This window comes from Actinoplanes sp. NPDC026619 (genome assembly GCF_040638295.1).
Classification (GTDB): Bacteria; Actinomycetota; Actinomycetes; order Mycobacteriales; family Micromonosporaceae; genus Actinoplanes.
In genome coordinates, this window is sequence record NZ_JBEZYA010000019.1 from 163,507 (window position 1) to 186,555 (window position 23,049).

Annotated in this window: 19 protein-coding genes; 8 read left to right on the forward strand and 11 right to left on the reverse strand. The window is 73.0% G+C overall.

Annotation, left to right across the window (positions count from 1 at the left end; all coding sequences use genetic code 11):
- Positions 1-161: 161 nt before the first annotated feature.
- Together AB0E90_RS34595 and AB0E90_RS34600 are read left to right on the forward strand one after the other, a co-directional pair.
- On the forward strand, positions 162-701 hold the full coding sequence (locus tag AB0E90_RS34595) for an RNA polymerase sigma factor (protein ID WP_360415381.1): 540 nt from the start codon (positions 162-164) through the stop codon (positions 699-701).
- A complete protein-coding gene (locus tag AB0E90_RS34600; protein WP_360415383.1) occupies positions 698-1,198 on the forward strand; it encodes a hypothetical protein in 501 nt (166 codons plus the stop codon). Before AB0E90_RS34595 ends, AB0E90_RS34600 begins: the two co-directional genes overlap by 4 nt.
- A gap of 18 nt (positions 1,199-1,216) precedes the next feature.
- Here the strand turns inward: AB0E90_RS34600 and AB0E90_RS34605 are convergent, their stop codons facing one another.
- The 7 genes from AB0E90_RS34605 to AB0E90_RS34635 form a co-directional block, all read right to left on the reverse strand.
- Positions 1,217-2,476, reverse strand: a complete 1,260-nt coding sequence (locus tag AB0E90_RS34605) for a serine/threonine-protein kinase (protein ID WP_360415385.1) — start codon at positions 2,474-2,476, stop codon at positions 1,217-1,219.
- Between the two features lie 18 nt (positions 2,477-2,494).
- Entirely contained in the window at positions 2,495-3,130 is a 636-nt protein-coding gene (locus AB0E90_RS34610) for a hypothetical protein (protein ID WP_360415387.1), read from the reverse strand.
- 61 nt (positions 3,131-3,191) lie between these two features.
- The gene (locus tag AB0E90_RS34615) at positions 3,192-4,163 is read right to left on the reverse strand and encodes a hypothetical protein (protein WP_360415389.1); all 972 of its coding nucleotides are present in this window, start codon (positions 4,161-4,163) and stop codon (positions 3,192-3,194) included.
- Entirely contained in the window at positions 4,160-5,770 is a 1,611-nt protein-coding gene (locus tag AB0E90_RS34620) for a hypothetical protein (RefSeq protein ID WP_360415391.1), read from the reverse strand. Before AB0E90_RS34620 ends, AB0E90_RS34615 begins: the two co-directional genes overlap by 4 nt.
- 129 nt (positions 5,771-5,899) lie before the next feature.
- Positions 5,900-6,727 carry an SAM-dependent methyltransferase gene (locus tag AB0E90_RS34625; protein WP_360415393.1) on the reverse strand — a complete coding sequence of 276 codons (828 nt, stop codon included), beginning with the start codon at positions 6,725-6,727 and terminating at the stop codon, positions 5,900-5,902.
- Positions 6,728-6,801: 74 nt separating this feature from the next.
- On the reverse strand, positions 6,802-8,496 hold the full coding sequence (locus AB0E90_RS34630; protein WP_360415395.1) for an alpha-amylase family glycosyl hydrolase: 1,695 nt from the start codon (positions 8,494-8,496) through the stop codon (positions 6,802-6,804).
- A gap of 69 nt (positions 8,497-8,565) precedes the next feature.
- Complete coding sequence (locus AB0E90_RS34635) at positions 8,566-10,188, reverse strand: FG-GAP and VCBS repeat-containing protein (protein ID WP_360415397.1); 1,623 nt, start codon at positions 10,186-10,188, stop codon at positions 8,566-8,568.
- Positions 10,189-10,314: 126 nt separating this feature from the next.
- Between AB0E90_RS34635 and AB0E90_RS34640 the strand changes: the two genes are divergently transcribed.
- Entirely contained in the window at positions 10,315-17,406 is a 7,092-nt protein-coding gene (locus tag AB0E90_RS34640) for an SDR family NAD(P)-dependent oxidoreductase (protein ID WP_360415399.1), read from the forward strand.
- Here the strand turns inward: AB0E90_RS34640 and AB0E90_RS34645 are convergent.
- On the reverse strand, positions 17,381-18,064 hold the full coding sequence (locus AB0E90_RS34645) for a SprT-like domain-containing protein (protein ID WP_360415401.1): 684 nt from the start codon (positions 18,062-18,064) through the stop codon (positions 17,381-17,383). The two genes, AB0E90_RS34640 and AB0E90_RS34645, sit on opposite strands and share 26 nt — an antisense overlap.
- A gap of 84 nt (positions 18,065-18,148) precedes the next feature.
- Here AB0E90_RS34645 and AB0E90_RS34650 point away from each other — a divergent pair, with 84 nt between their 5' ends.
- Positions 18,149-18,757, forward strand: coding sequence for a hypothetical protein (locus tag AB0E90_RS34650; RefSeq protein WP_360415403.1), 609 nt, complete (start codon positions 18,149-18,151; stop codon positions 18,755-18,757).
- 63 nt (positions 18,758-18,820) lie between these two features.
- On the forward strand, positions 18,821-19,744 hold the full coding sequence (locus AB0E90_RS34655; protein ID WP_360415405.1) for an alpha/beta fold hydrolase: 924 nt from the start codon (positions 18,821-18,823) through the stop codon (positions 19,742-19,744).
- A 121-nt stretch (positions 19,745-19,865) separates the two neighbouring features.
- On the opposite strand, the gene AB0E90_RS34660 is transcribed toward AB0E90_RS34655, so the two are convergent.
- Entirely contained in the window at positions 19,866-20,849 is a 984-nt protein-coding gene (locus AB0E90_RS34660; RefSeq protein WP_360415407.1) for an ABC transporter substrate-binding protein, read from the reverse strand.
- A gap of 204 nt (positions 20,850-21,053) precedes the next feature.
- Between AB0E90_RS34660 and AB0E90_RS34665 the strand changes: the two genes are divergently transcribed.
- Positions 21,054-21,335, forward strand: a complete 282-nt coding sequence (locus tag AB0E90_RS34665; protein ID WP_360415409.1) for an NAD(P)H-binding protein — start codon at positions 21,054-21,056, stop codon at positions 21,333-21,335.
- Here the strand turns inward: AB0E90_RS34665 and phoU are convergent.
- Complete coding sequence (gene phoU, locus AB0E90_RS34670; RefSeq protein ID WP_360415411.1) at positions 21,332-21,976, reverse strand: phosphate signaling complex protein PhoU; 645 nt, start codon at positions 21,974-21,976, stop codon at positions 21,332-21,334. The genes AB0E90_RS34665 and phoU overlap by 4 nt on opposite strands.
- Positions 21,977-22,105: 129 nt before the next feature.
- Between phoU and AB0E90_RS34675 the strand changes: the two genes are divergently transcribed.
- Positions 22,106-22,501 carry a DUF2750 domain-containing protein gene (locus AB0E90_RS34675; protein ID WP_360415413.1) on the forward strand — a complete coding sequence of 132 codons (396 nt, stop codon included), beginning with the start codon at positions 22,106-22,108 and terminating at the stop codon, positions 22,499-22,501.
- Between the two features lie 21 nt (positions 22,502-22,522).
- Here AB0E90_RS34675 and AB0E90_RS34680 read toward each other — a convergent pair whose 3' ends face one another.
- The gene (locus AB0E90_RS34680) at positions 22,523-22,708 is read right to left on the reverse strand and encodes a hypothetical protein (protein WP_360415415.1); all 186 of its coding nucleotides are present in this window, start codon (positions 22,706-22,708) and stop codon (positions 22,523-22,525) included.
- A 56-nt stretch (positions 22,709-22,764) separates the two neighbouring features.
- Between AB0E90_RS34680 and AB0E90_RS34685 the strand changes: the two genes are divergently transcribed.
- Positions 22,765-22,917, forward strand: a complete 153-nt coding sequence (locus tag AB0E90_RS34685; protein ID WP_360415417.1) for a hypothetical protein — start codon at positions 22,765-22,767, stop codon at positions 22,915-22,917.
- Positions 22,918-23,049 lie beyond the last annotated feature (132 nt).

Below are 23,049 nucleotides of genomic sequence, written 5' to 3' on the forward strand. Positions count from 1 at the left end.
TGGCAGGGTCTGGGCCGCGGGGGCGAAGGCTTCCACCGGCCCATTCCACAGGACTTTGACCAGGTCGGCACCGATGTCGGCGGAGATTCAGCAGGATCGGTCCAGCACCTGGCGATCCTCGGTCTGCACCAGACCGCCCGGCGGCCACCTATGGTGGGGCGGTGGACAGTGGAGCCACCGAGGTCGAGGAGCTGGCCCGGGCGGCGGCCGCGGGTGACGCCGCCGCGCTCGAGACGCTGCTGACCGCCGTGCGGCCCGATGTGCTGCGCATGTGCGCCCGCTTCCTGCCCAACCGCGACGACGCCGAGGACGCCTGCCAGGACACGTTGCTGGCGCTCACCCGGTCGATCGGCCGGTTCGAGGGGCGATCGTCGTTCCGCACCTGGCTCCATCGGCTGACCGCCAACCGGGCCCGGTCGACCTACCAGCGCCTGCGCGGTCGCTTCCTGGCCGAGTCGGGCGGGGCGCCGCTGCCGGACCGGCCCGACCCGCGCCGCACCAGCGTGGTGGCCGGCACCCGGCTCGATCTGCTCGACGCGCTCGAAGGGCTGCGGCCCGACCTCGCCGAGGCGGTCGTCCTGCGGGATCTGCTCGACCTGAGCTATCGAGACATCGCCGGGCTGACCGCGGTGCCGGAGGGCACCGTGAAGTCCCGCATCCACCAGGCTCGCTCGGAGCTTCGGCAGCACCTGGGCCGATGATGCGGCGGCTGATCACCGGCGTCCTCGCGGCGGCGCTGGCCGGCTGCACGGTCGAGCCGGCCGTCTCCCCGCTGCCGACCGAAGCCGCCCCGCCCCCGCCCGTCGCATCCAGCAGCGCCACCCCGTCACGGCCGGCGAGCGTCGCGCCGACCATCCCGCACCGGCCGACGCCGGCACGCACGAGCCGAACCGCGGTCTCCCCGCCGCCGCTCTCGCTGCCGACGACGACCGGGTCGGCCTGCGAGGGCCCGGTCGTGCACACCATCGACCTGACCACCGACGAGCTCGCCCTCGTGCCCGCTCTGTGCGTCGGCGTCGGGGCGGTCCTGCGGATCGAGCACATCGGGCCCGGCGAGGTCACCACCGACTCGCCGGACCTGGTCGATCCGAACTACGAGGCGGGCATCGTCGAGATCCGCTTCGTGCGCCCCGGCACGGTCGTCGTGACGATCCCGCAGGGCAGCCAGTCCCACGACATCACGGTCGTCGTGCGCTAACCGGACGGTCGTCGTGCGCTAACCGACGACCACGCCGGCGAGAAGCGCATCCACGGACCGGTCATCGGCGCTCGCCCCGGGCGTGATCTGGGCGTACACCATGAAGCCGGCCTTGATGCCGGCCGCCTCGATGATCACGGGTTTGGTTTTTTGGCAGGTGAAGCGGGCCAGCACCCAGTCGATGCCGGCTGGCCGGCTGTGCCGCACGGGCGCGGCGGTGCAACTCGCGTGCGGGTGCTCGGCCACGAAACCGGCGGCCGTGGTGCGGGCCGCCGCGCTGCGCGACAGCCCGACGAACGCGCCCGGCATGCCCGGATCGGTGGGCCAGCGGCGCGGATCCGGGGAGATCACCAGCGCCGGTTCCAGCTTCCCGGTGCCGTCGAAACGGCCGGCCCAGCCCGATCCGGCGCCCCGCCAACCGTCGGGCAGGGCGACCGTGAGCTGTCCGGTCTGCTCGGTCGCGGTGCGCGGCTTCGGCGGCGGCGCGACGTCCGACGACATGCCGGCGAGCAGCGCGCCGGCGGCCACCAGCCATCCCGTGCGGCGCAGCGGACCGAGCGCGCCCGAGGTGTCGACCCGGTCGAGCGCCGCCGCGAAGGCGTCGGCATCCGGATAGCGATCCTGCGGGTCGCGCTCGGTCGCCCGCTGCAGCACCGGGGCGAACCGGAGCGGCACACCCAGCCGCGATCCCAGCCGCCCCAGGCCGTACACATCGGCCGTGGTGTCCACGACCGCCAGCGGATCGTCCTGCTCGGGCGCCATGTAGCCGGGGGTGCCGGCCCGGGCGGTCAGCCCCGAGGCGGCCGCGAGCGCCTTCGCCAGACCGAGGTCCGCGATCACCACCCGGCCGGCCTGGAACAGCACGTTGCCGGGAGTGAGATCGCGGTGCACGATCCGGTTCCGGTGCAGCACCGCGACCCCGGCGGCAACCTCCCGCAAGATCCGGAGGGCCAGGGCCGGCGGCAGATCACCCTGGGCGAGCCGGTCACGCAGGCTGCCACCGTCGGCAAAATCCATGACCGAGTACGGGCGACCATCCGCCAGTTCGCCCACGGCGTGCACGCGCACCAGCCGTTCGTCGGCCAGCCGCCACAGCAGCCGGGCCTCCTGCGAGAAGCGTTCCCGGACCCGCAGGTCGTGGCTCCAGTTCTCGGCCAGCACCTTGATCGCCACGTGCGCGCCCAGGGCCGGGTCGTGGCCGAGCCAGACGGTGGCGAACGACCCGGCGCCGAGCAACCGTTCGATGCGGTAGGCGCCGATCTGCTGCGGGCCGGTCACCGCTCGACCATAGACCGGCTAGCCGACCGCGACCGCCGTCACTGACCGGGTGGTCGAGTCCAGAGTGGCGGTGAAGACGACACTGGCCGGCCGGCGGAACTGGCAGGCGGTGATCCCGGCTTCGTAGTAGCAGGTCACGGCATCGGCCGGGCTCCTCGTCAGCAGACCGGGCCCGAGGTTGACCACCCGCAGGGTCGCGCCGATCCGCAGGCACGGCGCCCACCAGCCGAGCTCGTCGTTGGTGTCTAGATCGACCACGGCGCCGGGCGGCGAACAGGCGGTCGAGGGCTGTCCCGGCACGGCCGCCGGCACCGTGACCCGCAACTGCCGGGCATCCGGGGCCAGCGTGAACCGCAGCGTCCCGGCCTTGATCAGCCGGCACTGGTAGGTGCCGGCCGCATAGAAGCAGTCGACGGCGCCGGCCGGGTCCGCGACGAGCGACCCCGGCCCGATGTTGACCAGGCGCACGACCCCGCCGCGCGCGACGCACAGCCGCGGCAGCGGACCGGGCCGGGCAGCGTCGACGGTGTGCACGACCGCGCCCTCGCAGCCGGCGGGCGCTTTCGCGGACGCGGGTGCGGTGGCGCCCGCCAGGCTGATGACGAATCCGAGCAGGATGGCCCCGACGGGCCGGTAGAGATGGTGGCGTTTCACGGCACTCCTTGTTTCGTGGTGGGTCTGTCCTCCTGTTCGTCCCACCACGACGGACTTTCGTTCACGGCCGGGTCGCGTCCACGTAGACGAAGCCGCCGGAATAGGGGCGGGCGCCGAGGCGGATCCGATAGACGCCGGGCCTTTCTAAGCAGAGGGTCCCGGCGGTCCGTGCGGGCAGCACCCCGGCTGAGGTCGGATAGGTCCGCCCGGAGCGGTTGTCGATCAGCACGCAGCCGCCGGCCCGCACGCGGAGCCATTCGGGTTCGAAGCGATCCGAGCGCACGATTGCCGCCGGGGTCCCGTCGTGGGAGAGCCGGGCCGCCTCCCGGTCCGTGGGCGGCACGTGCCACGGACGCTGCCATCCGACGATCACCCCGGCTGTCACGATCAGCGTCACCGACACGGTGTGCCGGCCGAACCGGCGCAGCGCACTCTCCGCGCCGTCGAGCTCGCGTCCGAGGCGGCCGAGCGGATAGCCGTAGAACACGTGCGCCAGGTACGCGATGGCGATCGGGACCAGGTGGCCGGCCAGGTCGTACCGGGTGGCGAACGGGCTGAGCACCGCGACGGTCTCGAGCAGCAGCGCCCACAGCACACCGAGCGGCCACCGGCGGCGCGCGGCGATCGCCAGGTAGGCGATGCCGAACGTCACGCCGTTGGACAGGTGGTACAGCCAGCCGAGCGTCGAGGTCAGGCCGGACGACGCGGAGCTGTCGGCGATCAGGATGCCGTAGCTCTCGATCGGGGCGAAGACACGCTGGCCGGCCAGTGCGAAGGGGATCCGGGCGACGTCGTAGCCGAGCACTCCGAGGACGCCGGCGACCGCGCCGACCCGGATCCGGGCCCGGAGGTCCGGATCGATTCGGGGCAGGGCGGCCACGATCGCCAGCACGGCCATCGCCGGCACCGAGACGAACCAGAACACCCGGCCCATCGGTGCGATCCGGTAGAGGTCGGCGAGCAGCGCCGCGATCGAACCGCCGGCCAGAAGGAATACGACGACCCGCGCCGGCCAGCGGCGATACCTGGTCACGGCCGCTCTCGGGGCGGTGGCGGATCGTCGTCGGGGCCGCGCCGGCGGTGCCGGGCCCGGCGCTCGGGCGGATCCGGCAGGAAGTCATCCACCTCATCCAGGTCAGCCCAGGGATTGCCGTGCCTGGCCGGCGGCACGGCGGCCTGGCCTACGGCGGGTGCATCCGGGACCACCGGGTCGGGCGGCGGCTGGTCGATCACCGGGAAGTCGACGGAGGTGGACCGGTAGACCTGTCCGAGGGTGCTGGACGCGCCGGCGCCGTGCACCGGGCCGGCCTCGGGCGGTCCGGCTCCGCGCACCGGGCCGGCCGTGCCGTCCTCGGCCGGCGCGTTTCCGTACAAGTGCCCGGCCGAGCCGTCCTCGGCGGGGCCGGTTCCGTGCATCTGGCGTCCGGCCGAGCCGTCGCCGCCGGGGCCGGTTCCGTGCAGCAGACGGCCGGCCGGTGGGCCGGGAGGTGCCGGCGGCTGCGGTGGGATCGGCCGCGCCCCGCCGGTGGCCGGTGGCGGGGCGGGGTCCGGCTGTTGCGGAGGCCACCCCCGGTCGTCGTAGCCGAGGCCGTCGGGCCGGCGCGGCGGGCCGCCACGATGGCGCGGTGTGTTCCCCGCGGCGGCCGTCTGCGCGAGGCTTGCCGCGAACGCGGCGCCGATCCCGAGTCCGAGCAGCGTGCCGATCGACGCGAAGGCCGCCCCGATCGAGCCCCGGAGCAGCACGTGCCCGGCACCGGGGGAGTGCAGCCAGGCGAGCACCCCACCGAGCCCCAGATCGGAGCAGGTGCGGTTGTCCGCGGTGACACACTCGCTCCAGCCACCGTCGTCCGCGTAGGCCGCCGGGAGGCCGATCAACTGCCCGGCCACCGCCGCGGCCACCAGGACCAGCAGGATGGCCGCGGCCGGCGGCGCGGACCTGCGCGCCAGTGCCACCGAGAGCGCCGCGGCGGCGAGCCCGAGCAGCGCCTTTATCCGCCAGTTGTCGAACAGGCCGTCCACCGTGAGACCGGCGCCCTCGCCGATCATGACCAGGAACGGGCTGATCATCACGGCGACCTGGGCGCTCGCCTTCGGCGCGACGATGCCGCACAGCCCGCGCCAGATCCGGATGAGCGCGAAGTTCAGGACCACGCCGATCGGTGTCGGGGCCAGGGCCAGCAGAACCAGCCCGAGGGCCAGCGAAACCGCCGAGTCGATCAGCGTGGCGATCACCAGCGCCACCGAAGCGCCCCAGAGGAACATGGCGAGAGTGCCCGCCCGGCTGGTGCTCATGGCCTCGGCGAACCGCCTCGGCAGCGCGGCGACATCAGCCCGCAGGGCGGTCCGGCCACGCGTCCAGGCGTACGTCACCAGGCCGCTGACCAGCGTGAAGAGGACCAGCCAGAAGACCGCGTTGATGGTGTGGCCGTCGGCCGTCGCGGTCGTCCGGGTGTCCGCGGGGACGTCGCTGCCCTCGAGCCCGACGGCCATTGCGTACGTGTTCCAGGCCCACCCGGTGAGAAAGGCCATCGCACTCAGCGCGAGCGTGATCTTCCAGTGGGTGCGCGTCCAGTGCCGCCACTGCGTCAGCACGTCGCGCGTCCACCGAAGACTTTCCGGAAACGAAATAGTCTCGGCCACGCTGCTCACCCACTCGGGATGCGGACCGACGGCGACATGTGGAGCAGCCGCCGGGCGACTCACCGTAGGCACGGCGCCGAACCGAAGGGAAGCGCCGAGTCGCGAACCCGTCGGACTCGTGGCGCCGCGTTACCTGGTGGGCGGGCCGACCTGGGCCAGGATCCCGTTGCAGGCCACCTGCTCGACCGGTGGCCGCGGCTGCGGCGCGCCTTCCGGCCACCACCGCGCCACCGATTGCGCGCCGGGCTCGACCAGTTGCAGGCGTGGGTGCGTGAAGAGGGCGGCCAGCTCGGCGCCGGAGCGGGCCGCGGTCTGCCGCTCGGCGGTCGCGCGCACCGCGGCGAACTGCTCCGGGCTCATGTATTCCAGGGTGACGTGGGTGGCGGCCACGAAGCTGCCCTCGGGCAGAGCGTCGACCAGGGTGTCGATGATCTGCTTCGGGTTGTCGTCGTCGCGGATGAAGTGCAGGACCGCGACGAGCAGCAACCCGACCGGCTCCGCGAGGTTGAGCACCTCGGCGAACTCGGGCCGGTCGAGGATCTTCTGCGGGTCACGCAGGTCGGCCTCGAGGTACGCCGTCCGCCCCCGCGGGTCACCGGTCAGCAACGCGCGGGCGTGGACGAGCACCAGCGGGTCGTTGTCGACATAGACGATCCGGGCGGTGGGGTCGGCCTCCTGGGCGATCTGGTGCGTGTTCGGCGAGGTCGGGATGCCGGTCCCGATGTCGAGGAACTGGCGGATCCCGCGCTCGGCCAGGAACCGGACCGCCCGGTGCAGGAACCAGCGGTTCTCCTGAGCGGTGAGCCGGATCGTGGGCATCTGCTCCTCGATGCGCCGCGCCGACTCCCGGTCCGCCTCGAAGTTGTCCTTGCCGCCCAGCAGATAGTCGTAACGACGCGCCGGATGGGCGACCGTGGTGTCGATGGGACTGCTGTTGCCGGCCTGCTGACCGCTCATCGACCCTCCACTGTGCTCAGCCGTGGATCAACATCGTAGCCCGGCAAGGCCGGCCCGCGGGGGCCCGCCGCCGGTCACTCGAGGACGACGAATTGGTGCGGGGCGAGCTCGAGGCGTACGAAATGGATGCCGTTGTTGGTCTTCTGCACGGTGGTGTCGCCGGAGGCGCCGTAGCGGAAGGACATCGTGGACCCTTCCGGGTGCAGGGCGGCGTCGACCACCACGCAGTCGTGGCGGGGCTGGTCGGAGACGTTGTAGGCGACCAGCACCTCCTGCGGGTAGAGGAGGCGGGCGAAGGCGAGGGTGTAGGTGGTGCCGAACGGTTCGCCGAAGTTCTGGCCGTCGCCGGAGATCTGGCGGTAGTACATGCGGCCGAAGCGCAGCGCCTGGTGGCTGCGCATGACCGCGGCGATCTTGGCGATCTCCTGGTAGATGCGGCACTGCGGGTTGAGCAGGCTGCGGTCGCCGGCCGTGTCGAAGAGGGCCTGGCGCATCTGGTTGTCGCCGCCCGCGCCGGTGAGGCCCTGCTCGTCGCCGTAGTAGAGGCACGGCGTCCCGAGGGCGCAGAGCAGGAAGCCGGCCGCCGCGATCACCTGGTCGTCGTCGGCGATGGCCGGGAAGCGCCCGCCGGGCTGCCAGAACGAGTCGTGGTTGTCGATGAAGGTGACCAGGTAGCGGCCGATCTCGCCGCGGTTGAGGGCCCGGTCGCGTTGCGCTTCGAGGCGGTTGAACAGCGTCTGCGGGCCCCGGGCGCCGGTCAGGACGTCGCGCAGCGGGGCGTTGTTCTCGTCGCCGAACATGCCGGAGGCGAGCCGGAAGTCGAGCACCGAGTCGAGGCCGAAGAACACCGTGCGGTTGCCGTCGGACTGGCTGGTGTTCTGGCCGATGTAACGGTTGTAGATGTCGTCGGACGGGGTCGCGACCTCGCCGAACAGGAAGAAACCGCGCTTGCCGAGGCCGTACGCGTACTCCCGGATGTTGGAGCAGAACCGCGCGGCGGCCAGCTCGCCCATGTGCTTGACCGCGTCCACCCGGAAGCCGTCGACGTCGGTCTCCCGGATCCAGTAGGCGTGCGCCCTGATCAGCGTGTTGATGACCTCGGAGCCGACCGGGTCGTCGTCGTTGGCGTAGTCCTTCAGCCCGAGGATGTCGCCGAACTGGTTCTCCGGGGAGTTGTCGAAGTCGCCGATCTCGCCCCGGCGGTGGTACCACTCCGGATTCCGCAGTTCGGCCGGCAGGGGCCGGTCGGCGCGGCGGAAGTCGCCGAACCCGAACTGCTGGTTGCCGGAGTAGAAGTAGCGGAACCCGCCGGGATAGGACCAGTTGTCGCCGCTGTGGTTGATCACCACGTCCAGGATGATCCGGATCGGGACCGGCCGGCTGTGGGCGTCCTCGACCAGGTCGATCAGGTCCTGCTTGGTCCCGAACCGCGGGTCGATGCTCAGGTAGTTGTTGATGTCGTACCCGTGGTAGGAGTTCTGGTTGTTCTCGAAGACCGGCGACAGCCAGATCGCGGTGCACCCCAGCCCGGCGATGTAGTCGAGATTGCGCCGGATGCCGGCGATCGTGCCACCGTAGAACGCGTCCGGGGTGTCGACGCCGGCGGACCGCCCGGCGCCCGTGGGCGCCGGCCGGTCCACCCCGTCCGAGAAGCGATCCACCATCAGGAAGTAGATGAATTCCTCCCGCCACTCACGGTCGATGGAGAAGTACGTCTTTCCGGGGATCGGGGCGAGGTCGATCTCCGCGGCCCGCGTCGGATCTGCCATCCCATCAGTGTCGGGCGGGGGCGGAGGCATCGTGCGTCAACTGTCGGCGTTCGGTCGGTTGACCCTCGATCAGACGACGTAGCCGTAGATGTTGGTGTTGAAGCCGGGCAGCGCCACGTCGGCGCCGGTGGTGCGGTGGATGCCGTACATCAGGTTCGGGTCGCCGCCGAGGCACTCGTAGACCGCGCCGGCGGTGTCGCCCGGGTCCTCGCCGGGCTCGCCCGGCGACGAGATGATCGCGTCCAGGCCGTTGCGGCCGTCCAGGTTGAGCACCCGGACGTCGTGGCCGAAGCGGTCCCCGGCCTGCGAGATCCCGTCGACGTACTCGTATCCCTGCGAGATATCGCCGCCGCGGGACACCAGCCCGGTCGCCGAGCCGCGGAACGGGCTGACCACGCCGGCGTCGCGGATCGTGCCGGGCGGCGCCAGCGGGGCGTCGACGACGTCCTGGCCGGGCACGCCGACCACCAGGTCGGCGAAGCCGTCGCCGGTGAGGTCGCCGGCGGCCACCGCGGCGCCGAACCGGTCGCCCGCCGCCGGGTCGTCCGGCACGCCCGCGGTCGCCCTGGTCAGCACCGACGAGGCGGTGACGAAGAAACCGTCGTTGCTGCCCGGCAGGACCGCGACCAGGCCGGCCTCGGCCTGTCCGGCCACCGTGGCCTCCGGCACGCCGGCGAACAGCTCGTCCGCGCCGTCGCCGTCGACGTCGGCCATCGCCAGCCCGCCGTAACCGAGCCGCAGCGGCTGCACGTCCGGGGCCACCGTGCCGAAGTCGTCGCCCTCGACCGAGAAGACGCCGATCACGTTGAGGCCGGTGCTGACGCCCAGGATCAGGCTGATCATGCCGCGGCTGGGGCCGGTGCCGCCCTCGTTCTCACCGGGGCTGCCGATCGCGAGATCGCCGTACTCGTCGTGGTTGAAGTGACCGATGGCCAGCTCGCTGCCGAAGCGGTCAAAGGCCGACGGCGTTCCCGGCATGTACGCCGTGCCCTGGTCGAGCCACCGCGCGCCGGTCGTGCTGACGCCGTGCGCGTCGCTCAGGAACATGATCAGGCCACCCGCGTCACTGACCGTTCCGACGTCCTCGCCGGGCAGGCCCACGGCCAGGTCGGCCCGGCCGTCGCCGTTGATGTCGCCGGCCGCCAGCGCGCCCGCGAACTCGTCGCCGCCCTCGGCCGCGCCGGGCACTCCGGCACTGCTCTGGGTGAGATGGCGGATCCCGGCGACCCGCAGCCCGCCGGCCGAGCCCGGCACGATCCAGAGGCCGCCGGCCGCCGTGTGATTGGCGCCGTCGGCCTCGGTGGGATCGCCGATGACCAGGTCGCCGTACCCGTCGTTGTCGAAGTCGCCGCTGGTGATCGCGGCGCCCAGGGTGATGGCGGTGCCGCCGGTGGTCTTCCCGAAGTAGTCGAGACGGCCGCCGGACGCGTAGCGCACCACCACGCCACCGCGGGCGGTCGCGGCGATGTCGTCGAGGCCGTCGCCGTCGAAGTCGGAGGTGGTCGGTCCGGTGCCGGAGCGTGGCGTCGCCGGCGCGGCGACCCGCTGGAAGGTGATCGAGGCGCCGTCCTTGGTGATCTTCTGGACGGCCGTGAACTTCTGGACGGCGGGTGCGGCGTGGGCCGCGGCCGGCATCGTGCCGGCGAGGACGATGGTGGACAGTGCGGCGGCAGCCGCATACCTCTTGTGCATGTTTCTCCCCGTTCTGCAGTGCCATTCATCATTGCCAATGCATTGGGGGTACGGCGTACGTGATCGGCCAATGGCACGAAGTAACGAGTCGGTGACCGGGTTGCCCGGGTCTGTCATCGTGTCCGGGTGCAAACGTCCATAGTCGAGCTCCTCCGCCGGCACGCCGCCGAGCGGCCCGGCCGGATCGCGTACGCGTCCGGCGACCGGCGGATCACCTTCGCCGAGCTGGACGACCGGACGAGGCGTTTCGCCGCCGGCCTCGCCGCGCACGGCGTCGGCCGCGGTGAGCCGGTGCTCGTCTGCCTGCCGGCCGGGATCGACGCGGTCGTGGCGGTGCTCGGCGTCGTGCGGGCCGCCGCGATCGGCGTGCCGGTCAACCCGCGGTCGTCGACCGCGGAGCTGGCCGCCTTCGTGGCGGATTGCCGGCCGAAACTCGTCGTGACCGGCGTCGAGATGGCGGCCCTGGAGGCCGCCGGGACCGGTCCGGCGCGCGACGACCTCGGCCCGGACGAGGACGCCTGGATCCACTACACCTCGGGCAGCACCGGCAGCCCGAAAGGCGTCGTGTCCAGTCAGGCCAACTGGCTCAGCACGCTGGTCCGGGTGCTGGCCCGCCTCGAGGTGGGGCCGGACGACCGGCTGCTCTGGCCGCTCCCGCTGCACCACGCGCTCGGCCACGCCCGATGCCTGCTGGGCGTGCTGATCACCGGGGCGACCGCGACGATCCTGGACCACCCGTCGGACGCCGAGCTGATCGACGCCGTGCAGCGCACCGCGCCCACCGTCCTCACCGGCGTGCCGACCACCTACCACCGGCTGCTGGCCGCGCTCGGCGAGCGCCGGCTGAGCGTGCCCTCGCTGCGGGTCTGCGTCACCGGCGGCGCCCCGTGCTCGGCGGAGATGCGGCTCGACGTCCGAACGGCGCTCGGCGTCCCGCTGGTGAACAGCTACGGCAGCACCGAGACCTGCGGCGCGATCGCGCTGGAGACACCGGGCGCCGACCCGGTCGAGGGATCGGTCGGCCGGATCACCGGGTTCGAGGCGCGGATCGTCCGGCCACGGACCGGAGAGCCGCTGCCCGCCGGGGCCGAGGGCGAGCTCTGGCTGCGCGGGCCGGGCGTCATGCGCGGTTACCACAACCAGCCGGCCGTCACCGCCGAGGTGCTCACCGACGGCTGGTACCACACCGGCGATCTGGCCCGTCTCGTCGACGGCGACCTGCTCGTGCTGACCGGGCGGGCCGGCGACCTGATCATCCGCGGCGGCGCCAACGTGCATCCGGCCGAGATCGAGAAGGTGCTGCTCGGGCTGCCCGGCGTCGCCGACGCCATGGTCGCCGGCCGCCCGCACCACCGGCTCGGGCAGGTCGCGATCGGGTACGTCGTGCCGGCCGCCGGGGGAGCCGACCCGGTGGCGCTGCTGGCCGCCTGCCGCAGCCTTCTTTCGGCCGGTCGCGCACCCGACGAGATCCGCCTCGTCACCGCCATCCCGCGCACCGACACCGGCAAGGTCATCCGGCACGCGCCGGTGGAGGAGCCGGCCGGCGATCCGATCGCGATCGTCGCCATGGCCTGCCGCTACCCCGGCGGTGTCGCCTCGCCCGAGCAGCTCTGGGATCTGGTCGACGGCGAGGTCGACGCGATCACCGAGTTCCCGGACGACCGGGGCTGGGATCCCGGCCTGTACGACCCGGACCCCGGCCGGGCCGGCCACTCGTACACCCGGAGCGGCGGCTTCCTGCACGACGCGCCCGGCTTCGACCCGGCGCCCTTCGGCATCGGCGGGGCCGAGGCGGTCGCGATGGACCCGCAACAGCGGCTGCTCCTGGAGACCGCCTGGGAGCTGTGGGAACGGGCCGGCATCGACCCGGCCTCCGTGCGCGGCAGCGACACCGGCACGTACGTCGGCCTGATGTACCGCGACTACGCGAGCTCCGCCGAAGATCCGTCGGCCGAGCTGGAGGCCCACCTGGGGCTCGGCTCCGCGGGCAGCGTCGCGTCCGGCCGGATCGCCTACACGTTCGGCCTCACCGGCCCGGCCGTCACCGTCGACACCGCCTGCTCGTCGTCGCTGGTCGCGATGCACTGGGCGGCGGCGGCACTGCGATCCGGCGAATGCGGACTGGCGATCGCCGGCGGCGCGACCATGATGTCCACGCCGGGGCCGTTCGTCGGCTTCAGCCGGTTGCGCGGCCTCGCCCCGGACGGCCGGGTCAAGGCGTTCTCGGCCGACGCCGACGGCACGAGCTGGGCCGAGGGAGCCGGCCTGCTGCTCCTGGAGAAGCTCTCCGACGCGCGCCGGCACGGCCATCCCGTTCTCGGCCTGCTCCGCGGTTCGGCGGTCGGCTCGGACGGCGCCTCCAACGGGCTCGCCGCGCCGCACGGGCCGGCCCAGCAGCGGGTTCTGCGCGCCGCCCTGACCGACGCCCGGCTCGGGCCGGCCGACGTCGACATGGCCGAGGCGCACGGCACCGGCACGCCGCTCGGCGACCCGATCGAGGCGCAGGCGCTGCTGGCGGTCTACGGGCGGGACCGCCCGGCCGGCCGGCCGCTGTGGCTGGGCACGGTGAAGTCGAACATCGGCCACACCCAGGCCGCGGCGGGCGTGGCCGGCGTGATCAAGATGGTCGAGGCGATGCGGCACGGCCGGATGCCCCGCACCCTGCACGCCGGCCGGCCCACCGGCAAGGTCGACTGGACCGCCGGCGACGTCACGCTGCTGACCGCCGCCCGCGACTGGCCGGAAACCGGGCGCCCGCGCCGCGCCGCGGTCTCCTCCTTCGGCATCTCCGGCACAAACGCCCACGTCATCCTGGAACAGGCCCCACCTGAGCCGGCCCCGCGGGCGTCCGCTTTGCCGGAGTTTGTCTCGCCGGAGTCCGGCGCGACCGGGCTGCCTCTGCTGCTGTCCGCGGCCGACGAGCCGTCCCTGCGCGCTCAAGCGGCGCGGCTGCTGGCGCACGACCCGATCGCGGCGGCCGCGCTGGGAACCCGCGCGGCCCAGCGCCGCCGCGCCGCGGTGCTCGGCGGTCCGGACGGATGGACCACCGGCCTGACCGCGCTTGCGGCCGGTGAACCGCACCCCCGCGTCGTGGCGGGTGACGGCCGCCCGGCCGGCCGGGTCGCTTTCCTCTTCCCCGGCCAGGGCGCGCAACGGCCGGGCATGCGGGAGATGCTGGCCGCCCCGCTGTTCCGTGCGGCCTACGACGAGGTGATGGCCGAGTTCGCCGAACCGGTGCCCGGCGACGCGGACCTCGACCGCACCGAGCACGCCCAGCCGTCGCTGTTCGCGTTCGGCGTCGCGGCGTACCGGCTGCTGCGCTCCTGGGGTGTCCGCCCCGATGTCCTCGTCGGGCACTCGATCGGCGAGCTGGCCGCCGCGCACGTCGCCGGGATCCTGTCGCTGCCCGACGCGGCCCGCCTGGTCGGCGCACGGGCCCGGCTGATGGGCGCGCTGCCACCCGGCGGCGCCATGATCGCGGTCGACGCCGCCGAGGACGAGGTGCGGCCGCTGCTGGGCGAGCGGGCCGGCCTGGCGGCCGTCAACGGTCCGCGTTCGGTCACTCTCTCCGGCGACGAGGCCGCCGTCGAGACGATCGCCGCGACGCTTCGCGAGCGCGGCCACCGGACCACCTCGCTGCGGGTCAGTCACGCTTTTCATTCCGTACGCATGGAGCCCATGCTCGCCGATTTCGCCGAGGTGGCCCGCTCGGTGACCTACCGCGCCGCGGCGATTCCGATCGTCTCCACGCTCACCGGCCGCCCGGCCACCGGCGACGACCTGCGCTCCGCCGATTACTGGGTGCGCCAGGTCCGCGAGCCGGTGCGGTTCGCCGCCGCGGCCACCGGCCTGACCGGCGTCACCGTCGAGCTGGGCCCACGTCCCACGCTGACGCCGCTGGTCCCGGGCCACACCGTGCCGATGTCCGACGACACCGCCGCGCTGCTCTGGTCGGCCGGCGTCACCTTGGACCGGCCCGCCGTGCTCGGCCGCGCCGACCCACGCGAGGCGGCCGCCCTGCCCACCTACGCGTTCCAGCGACGCCGCTTCTGGCTAGCCGACACCGTCCGCGCACCCCGAATCCTGACCTCGACCACCGGCCGCCTCTCGCTGCGCTCCCACCCCTGGCTGCGCGACCACGCACTCGGCGGCGCCCCGCTGGTGCCCGGCACGCTCCTGGCCGAACTGGCGGTAACAGCCGGCCAGGAGGCCGGCGTTCCGGTGCTCACGGAACTGATAGTCGAGCGCCCCCTCGAACTGCCCGACGACGAACCGGTCGAGCTGCGGCTACTGCTAGGCGACCCAGCCGCCGACGGCGCCCGAACCATCGAGATCCAGGCCACCCACGACGGCACCTGGACCCGCCACGCCACCGGCACATGCCACCCCGACCCGGCCCCGGTCGAGCTGAGTGCTGAGCCGGAGCCCGGCGGTCCTGGGACCTGGGCGTGGGCGCGGAGCTGGCCGCCGGTGGACGCGGAGCCGGTTGATGTCGGCGGCCTCTACGTCGGTGGTGACTACGGGCCTGCCTTCCGCGGGGTGACGGCGGCCTGGCGGAGCGGCGACACGATGTATGCCGAGGTGCGGCTGCCCGTTCCGGTGGGTGGGGCCGGCACTGATCTGCACGCCGCGCTGACCGACGCCGCGCTGCATCCGGCGCGGCTGTTCGAGGCGGGGCGGCCGGAGCCGCGCCTGCCGTTCGTTTTCACCGGAGTTCGGCGCTGGGCCGCCGGCGCTGCCCGGGCCCGGGTGCGTCTCATCCGGGACCCGCGCCGGTCCGACCGGATCGCGGTGCAGCTGTCCGGCGAGGACGGCCGGCCGCTGCTCGAGATCGAGTCGCTGACGTTGCGACCCGTGCCGCGTGCCCTGTTCGCGCCCACGGTGGTGCCTGTCCCGGTGCCGGCGGGCGGCGAACCGCCGGCCGTGCTCGATCTCGACGTCACCGACCCGGCCGGCCCCGAGGACGTACGTGACCAGGTGTGGAACGCCGTCCTGGCGCTGCGCGAGCGGCTCGGGGGATCGGGCCGGTTCGTCGTCACCACCCGCTCGGCGGCGGTGGCCGGACTGGTGCGCGTCGCGGCCGCCGAATATCCGGGCCAGGTCGGGCTCGTCGCCCACGACGGCGCCGCCGAGTCGGTGAACGCGCTGCCCGGCGCGGTCCGGGTGACTGCCACCGAGCCCGAGGCTGTCGTGCGCCGGGGCGCGGTCGGCGTGCCCCGGCTCGTCCGCGCCGGCGCCGCCCGGGACGACGTCTCGTTCGGCTCGGGGACCGTGCTCGTCACCGGCGGGACCGGGGCCCTGGCCGGGCTGATCGCCCGGCATCTCGTGGCCGCCTACGGCGTGCGGCACCTGCTGCTGGTCAGCCGCCAGGGTGACCTGGCGCCGCGCGCCGCACCACTGCGCGCGGACCTCGGCGCCGCCGTCACCATCGTGGCTGCCGACGTCGCGCACCGGCCCGACGTCGCCGAGCTGCTGGCGAAGGCCGACCCGCCGGTCACCGCGGTGGTGCACACGGCCGGCGTGCTCAGCGACGGCGTTCTCGAAGGGCTCACCCGCGATCGCGCCGACGCTGTCCTGCGGCCGAAGATCGACGCCGCCTGGCACCTGCACGAGCTGACCCACGACCTCGCCGCGTTCGTCCTGTTCTCCTCGGCGTCCGGCCTGCTCGGCAACGCCGGCCAGGGGCCGTACGCGGCCGGCAACGCCTTCCTCGACGACCTGGCCCGCCGCCGGCACGAGGCCGGTCAGCCGGCGCTGTCGGTGGCCTGGGGCCCGCTCGACCTCGACGGCGGCATGCCGGTGACCGCCCGTTCCCGGCTGCGCCCGCTGAACCCGGCGGAGGTGACGGCCGCCTTCGACGCCGCGTTGCGCGCCGCCGAACCGGTCGTGGCCCCACTGCCGTCCCTGCCCCGCCCGGTCCCGGCCGCCCCGGCGCGGCCGGTCGCCACCGATGATCAGCCCATGCCGGCCACGGCGGGCGTGCTGACCGGTCTCACCGGCGACGAGCTGGTCACCGCCGCCGAGGCGCTGATCCGCACCGAGGTGGCCGGCGAACTGGGATATCCCGACGCGGGCCTGGTGGACCTCGGCGCCGCCTTCACCGACCAGGGCCTGGACTCGGTCGCCTCGATCCAACTGCGCACCCGGCTGGTCGCCGCAACCGGCATCACCATGCCCGCCACGATCGTCTTCGACCACCCCACCCCGGCCGCCCTGGCCCGCTGGATCGCCACCGAACACGACCAGACCGCGACCGCCCCGGCCGCCCCGGCCGCGACCGCACCGGCCGCCCCGACCGCCCCGACCGCCCCGACCGCCCCGGCCGCCCCGGCCGCGACCGCACCGGCCCTAGCCCTGGCCGCGACCGGCCCGGCCGCGATCGCCGCGAGTCTGGCCCCGCCCGCGGCGGCGACCGCCGGTGTGCCGGAGCTGTTCTACGCGATCCTCGGCGCAGGCCGCCCGGAGCTGGCGGTGAACCTCCTGATCAGCGCATCAGCCGCGCCCTTGGGGGAGTCCGGTGGCCGGGCGCCCGAGCCGGTGCCGCTGGCCGGGAAGGACGACGGGCCGGTGCTGGTGTGTCTTCCCTCGTACGGGCCGTTTCCGCATCTCGAGTTCCAGGCGTTCGCGCGTGCCGCCGGGTCGGCTGTCACCGTCGTACCGCTGCCGGGTTTTGAGTCTCTCGCCGCCCGGCCCGTCTCGCTGGAGGGGGTCATCGCGGTCCTCGCCGACCGGGCGGTCGAGGCCGCCGGGGACCGGCCGTTGATCCTGGTCGGGCGGTCCAGCGGTGGCCACCTGGCCCACCTGATGGCCGAGCGCCTGGAGCGGGCCGGAAGCCCGGCCGCCGGGCTCGTGCTGCTCGACACCTACGAGAACGATCACGGGCAGGACGATCTGCGGGCCACCCTGATCGCGACCGGCCTGACCCGGATACGTGCGCGGCTGGACCCCGCCGCCGAGCATGCCCTGATGCTCGCCGCCGGCACTTACGTCCGGCTGCTGCACCATTGGCGTCCGGGCCCGCTCGCGACGCCGAGCCTGCTGGTCGCGGCCGCGGACCCGTTGCCCGGCCTGCCGGCCACCTGGCGGGCGACCCGCTCGGTGCCGCACGCTCGGGTCGAGGTGCCCGGTGACCATTTCAGCATGCTGAACGTGCATGCCCGGACAACCGCCGCGGCGGTACGCGAATGGCTCGTCAACCAGTTCGCTGTGCGGCCGTGAACGCGACGCTGAGCAGGCCGGCCCGGGTCTGCACCTGGTAGCGGGTGCGCCCGCGTTTGACGACGGTGCCGGCCAGACCGGCGTACTTGCCGGTGCCGGTCAGCCGGACCCGCTCGCCGACCTGCGCCGGCACCGGTGGCGGACCGATAGCGGGTCGGCCGGCCCGGATGCGGGCCAGCTCGGCGTCGTACCGCGGGTCCATCGGGGCCGGCTGCCCGTGATGTGCCCAGGTGTAGATCGCGGCCGCGTCGAAGCGGGCCGAGCAGGCGAGACACGACTTGACGCGGATCGGCCGGCGGTGCGCCGTGGTGCGGTGGCCGGCCGGGCAGAGGCCGACCCAGGGCCCGTCGACGCTGGGCGCGTCGGCCGGCATGCAGCGCCGGCCCGAGCAGCCGAGCCGCCGTGCGGTGGCCCGCCAGACCCGATCGTGGCCGTGCCGGGGCCCGGCCATGGCGTGGGCGATCTCGTGCAGCACCGTCTCGGTGACCACCTCGACGTCGTACAGCGAGATCAGCGGGCGGGAAAGCCCGATCTCCTTGCGGTCGTAGCGGCACACGCCGGCCCTGGTCTTGGCGTTGTCGAACACCAGGCGCCACCCGCGCAACCCGTGCTCGGCCATCAGGCCGGAGGCGAGGCGCCTCGCTTCACTCAGATCCAACCCCGCCGCTCCCCGCTCACTCGCACACGCCGGCCAATGGTGCCACGGCGCCGGCCCGGAACGCCGCTGTGAGACCGTCTCGGCATGGATGACGAGACCGCCGGGCGAGCCGGCTACCGGCGATCGGCGGGATCGCCGCGCGGCGCGGCCCGGCGACAGGAGCTTCTCGACCGGGTCACCGACGACCTGCAGGCCAACGGCCTGGCGGACTTCTCGCTGCGGCGCGCGGCCCGGGCGGCCGGCGCCACCCACAAGGTGTTGCTCTACCACTTCGCCGACGGCGACGAGCTGCTGCGCGAGGCGGTCCAGCGGCTGCGCGAGAGGCGCATCACCGGCGGCCTCGGCGCCGCCGCCGACCTGCCCACGCTGGCGCAGCGGGTCCGCGCCGTCTGGCCGATCCTGTCGGCGAGCGCCGAGTCGGCCGTGCTCGACCAGGTCATCGGCCTGTCGATGTACGACCCCGGCCGGTACGCCGAGCTGAGCCGCGGCGCGTCCCGGCTCTATCTTCCGGCGCTGCTCTCGTTCTGCCCGCCGGGCTGGCCGGACGATCGCAAACTGCAGGTCGCCGAGATGGTCCTGGCCACCCTGCGCGGGTTCCTGGTCGACCTGCGCACCAGCGGCGACGAGGCCGGCATCGAGGCCGGGCTCGCGGCGCTGCACCGGGCGCTGGAGCGCGAGGAGGCGGCCGGATAAGCCGTCGACAGTTTGCGAACCACGTGGTTCACTTCTTGGAGACCGACCACGGGGGAGGACCGCATGCGCGATCAGACTCGCTTCACCAGCGGCGACAGCGAGTGCGCCGCCTGGCACTACCCGGGAGCCACCGCGGCCTGCGTGATCATGGCGGCCGGGCTCGGGGTGACCAAGGAGCCCGGCACCGACCTGTTCGCCCGGCGCTTCCAGGAGGCCGGCTTCCATGTCCTGGCCTTCGACTACCGCCATTTCGGGGCGAGCGGCGGCCGGCCCCGCCAGGTCGCCCGCGTGCGCGAGCAGATCGCCGACTGGCACGCCGCGATCGACCACGCCGCCACGCTGCCCGGCGTCCACCCGGCACAGCTTGCGATCTGGGGCTTCTCCACCTCCGGCGGGCACGTCCTGCGGGTCGCCGCCGACCGGCCCGGCCTCGCCGCGGCGATCGCCCAGACGCCGAGCGTGGACGGACCGGCCGTCGGCCGCAACGCGATGCGCCATCAGACGCCGGCGGCGATGCTCCGGCTGACCGGCCGGGGCCTGCGGGATGCCGTCGGCGCGCTCGCCGGCCACCCGCCGCGGCTGGTGGCGCTCGACGGGCCGCCCGGCACGGTGGCCGTGCTGACCACGCCGGACGCCCAGGACAGCGGCCGCGCGCTCAACCCCGGAGACCGCTACCCGCAGTGGCAGCGGGGGGTCGCCGCCCGCTCGGCGCTCCGGTTCGCCGTCTACCGCCCCGGCCGCTGGGCTGCCCGGGTGCGCTGCCCGCTCCTGGTCGTGGTCGCCGACCAGGACCAGGTGGCGCTGCCCGGACCGGCTGCCCGCGCGGCCGGCCGGGCCCCGCGCGGCGAGCTGGTGCGCCTGCCCGGCGGCCACTACGCGCCGTTCCTGGACCAGCACGAGCCGGCCGCGACGGCCGAGATCGCCTTCCTGCAAGCACACCTGCCGACCAGGGCCAAGCGACCGAGCGCACCTGCCGGCCCGTGCTGAGCGGCCGGGCATGCCTGCCGGCCCGTGCTGAGCGGCCGGGCATGCCTGCCGGCCCGCGCTGAGCGGCCGGGCACGCCTGCCGGGCCGGGCCGAGCGCACCTGCCGGCCCGTGCTGAGCGACCTAATACTTCCGGTCGTTGATGTACTCCTGGACGGTCTCCGGGAAGAAGACCGTTTCCTTGGTGTCCACCTGCTTGGGGACCTCGATGCCGAGAAAAACGTCCTGGATGAGCTCCATCAACTGTGGACCGGTCAGCGGGTTGCATTCGGCAATGAAATTGATCTTTCCGGTGGAGAGGGCCACCAGGCCGTCGTGGATGGCGTCGATCGTCGCGATCTTGATGTCTTTCCCGGGTCGTTTGCCGGCCTCCTCGATGGCCGCGACGGCGCCCAGCCCCATGTCGTCGTTCTGGGCGAAAACCACGTCGATGTCGTCGTCGGTCCGAAGCAGGTCGGCCATCACGCGCTTGCCGTCGGCCCGGGAGAAGTTCGCCGTACGGGAAAAGGTGATCTTGAACTTGGCGTCGCCGTCGATTCCCTCCAGGAAGCCTGCCCTGCGCTGATTTGCCGGAGCTGACCCCGGGGTGCCGGTCAGTTCGACGATCTTCACCGGGCCGGCGGCTTTCCGGAATGCATTCTTCAGCCAGACCCCGGCGCTGATTCCCTCGCTGACGAAATCGGAGCCGAGCGACGAGGTGTACAGCGACGGATCCGCCGTCTTGATGACGCGGTCGGTCAGGATGACCGGTATCTTCGCCGCCTTGGCCTTGCGCAGCACGTCGTCCCAGCCCGTCTCGACGACCGGCGAGAAGGCGATGATATCCACCTTCTGGTTGATGAAGCCTTCGATGTCGGCTATCTGTTTCGGCTGACTGAGCTGCTCCGCGACCGAGAAGATGAGCCGGACGTTCTGGATTCTGGCCGCGTCCTGGATCGATTTCGTATTGGCGGCGCGCCAACGACTCGATTCGCCGATCTGAGAAAAGCCGATGGTGATCTGACCCTTGCGGGCCGGCTGAATTTTCACGTCGTTATCGGGCGAGCAGGCCGTCATGGTCGTAGCCATCACGGCAGCACTGAGTACGGCAGTAATAGTTTTGCGCATGGTTCGTTCCCCCCTGTGTCCATCGCGCGCCGCGGGTTGAGCCGGCCCGGCAGATCGGGTCAGGGGGAGTGACCCTTGTGCTAAATGTCCGGTCTGTTTCACCGGTGTTTCAGCCGCGGCAGATGTGGATGTTAACGCTCTCAACAATCGAGTCAAGACCCGTACACGATGGATCGTCCGAAAAATAGTGATACACGTTGACGAATGCGAATTCTGGTGCTGGGAGCGACCGGCAATGTGGGCCGGGCAATCGTCGAGGCCGCGCTGGCCGGTGGCGACGAGGCCCGCGCCGTCTCGCGCAGCGGCAAGCGCCTGCCGCCGGGCGCGGAGGCGCGCGTGGGCGACCTCGACGACGCGGCCACCCTCGCCGGCGTACCGGCGATGTTCACCCTGGCCGGCTGTGCCGGCCTGACCGAGACGCCGGCCGACGCCCGGCGCCGCGGCGTCGAGCGGGTGTCGGCGAACCTCGAGCAGTTCGCCCGCTAGCTGTCGGCTTTGCCGATGACCAGGAACAGGATGTGCCGGCCGACGTTGACGGCGTGATCGGCGTACCGCTCGTAGTAGCGGCCCAGCAGCGCCCCGTCGACCGCGGCCTCGACCCCCAGCGGCCATTCCGGGTCGAGCATGACCTGGAACAACCGCCGGTGCAGCTGGTCCATCGCGTCGTCGTCCGCGTCGAGCTGGGCGGCCAGGACCTCGTCGCGGTCGGACAGCGCCACGACGATCTTCGCGGCCAGCTGGTCGGCCACCGTGCTCATCGCCTGAAACAGATCGACCAGCTCCGGGCTCACCGCGATCGACGGGTGCCTGCGCAGCGCGGCCCGGGCGATGTGCACGGCCAGGTCGCCCATGCGTTCGAGGTCGGCGGCCGCCTGCAACGCGGTCAGCACCGAGCGCAGGTCATCGGCGACGGGTTGCTGCCGCGCGATGAGCTGCAGCACTCGCTCGTCGACGAGGCGGTAGAGCACATCGACCTGGGCGTCCTGGGCGGCCACCCGCTGGGCCAGGGGGTAATCGCCGGTCAGCAGAGCGACGCTGGCCTGCCGCATGGCTTCGCGCACGGCCTTGGCCATGGCGACCAGGGAGCTGTTGACCCGGGCGAGCTCATCGTGGAAGTCCTCGCGCACGGCTCGTTCCTGCCCTCGATGAATACCGACCGGTCGATGCTATGCGGTGTTTGTTGCGCCGGTGCTCCGGAGCTGCACAGTGCCGGATACCATCGGCGCGGAACTGGCGAATCGGACAATGGAGGTCCCGTGGCATCGGATGACGTCTCGCGCCGGGAGGCGGAGCGCCTTCGCGGGCAGGCCGCGGAGGCCCGGGTGGCCGCGACCTTCGAGGCGATCGCCGACCAGGGCGCCCTGTGGGTCTGGGGCGACGAGGACGAGATCCTCTTCACCGAGGACGCCCGCCGGACGACCCTGCTGCCGATCTGGCCCTACGCGACGGTGGCCCGGCTGGAGAACGAGGGCGAGGTCGACGGCGAACACGCCATCCGGATCCCGGTCGACGTGTTCCTGGCCGAGTGGCTGCCACAGCTGAAGGACGACGACGCCGATATCTCGATCTTCCCGGTCGAGGAGCGGAACACGTCAATTCTCACGCGGGACGAGTTCCGCTCCCGGATGACCGCCGCACTTCGGCTGAATTAGCACCGCCCGTGCGGGCCCGGCCTACATCAGGACGCAGGAGGTGATGCGCGGCCGGGCGCCGCTGTTGCCGTTGGTCATGGTGGTGAAGCCGAAGGTGTTGCCGCTGCCGTTGGGCTTGACGGTCATGGTGTAACCGCCGCCGCTCCAGCTGAATGTTCCGCTCCAGGTGGTGGAGACCTTCTGCGGCGAGGTGATCGCGACGGTCACGGACCTGGGTGTCCGCTCCGGCGAGCGGGATGATCGTCGCCACGAGGACGTCGGCCGTGGGCACCCGCACCCCGCCGTTCGACTCGGCATCGGCCGGACCCGACATGATTGTTATTGCGGCGAGCGCCGCGACAAAGAGAGCGGCGGTGAGTCTTATCGGTTTGACCATTGGTGTACTTCTTTCCGCCTATTGCCCGGCGGGAAAGTGATCGGTACGAGTTCTGCGCTGCCGGATAGCCGGGCGGAAATTGCTCGCAAGATCAGGCGACGCAATGCGAAGAAGCCCGCGGGAGCCCACGGCCGAGGCTTCCCCGCGCCCGGCACGTCACGGCTCCGAAACA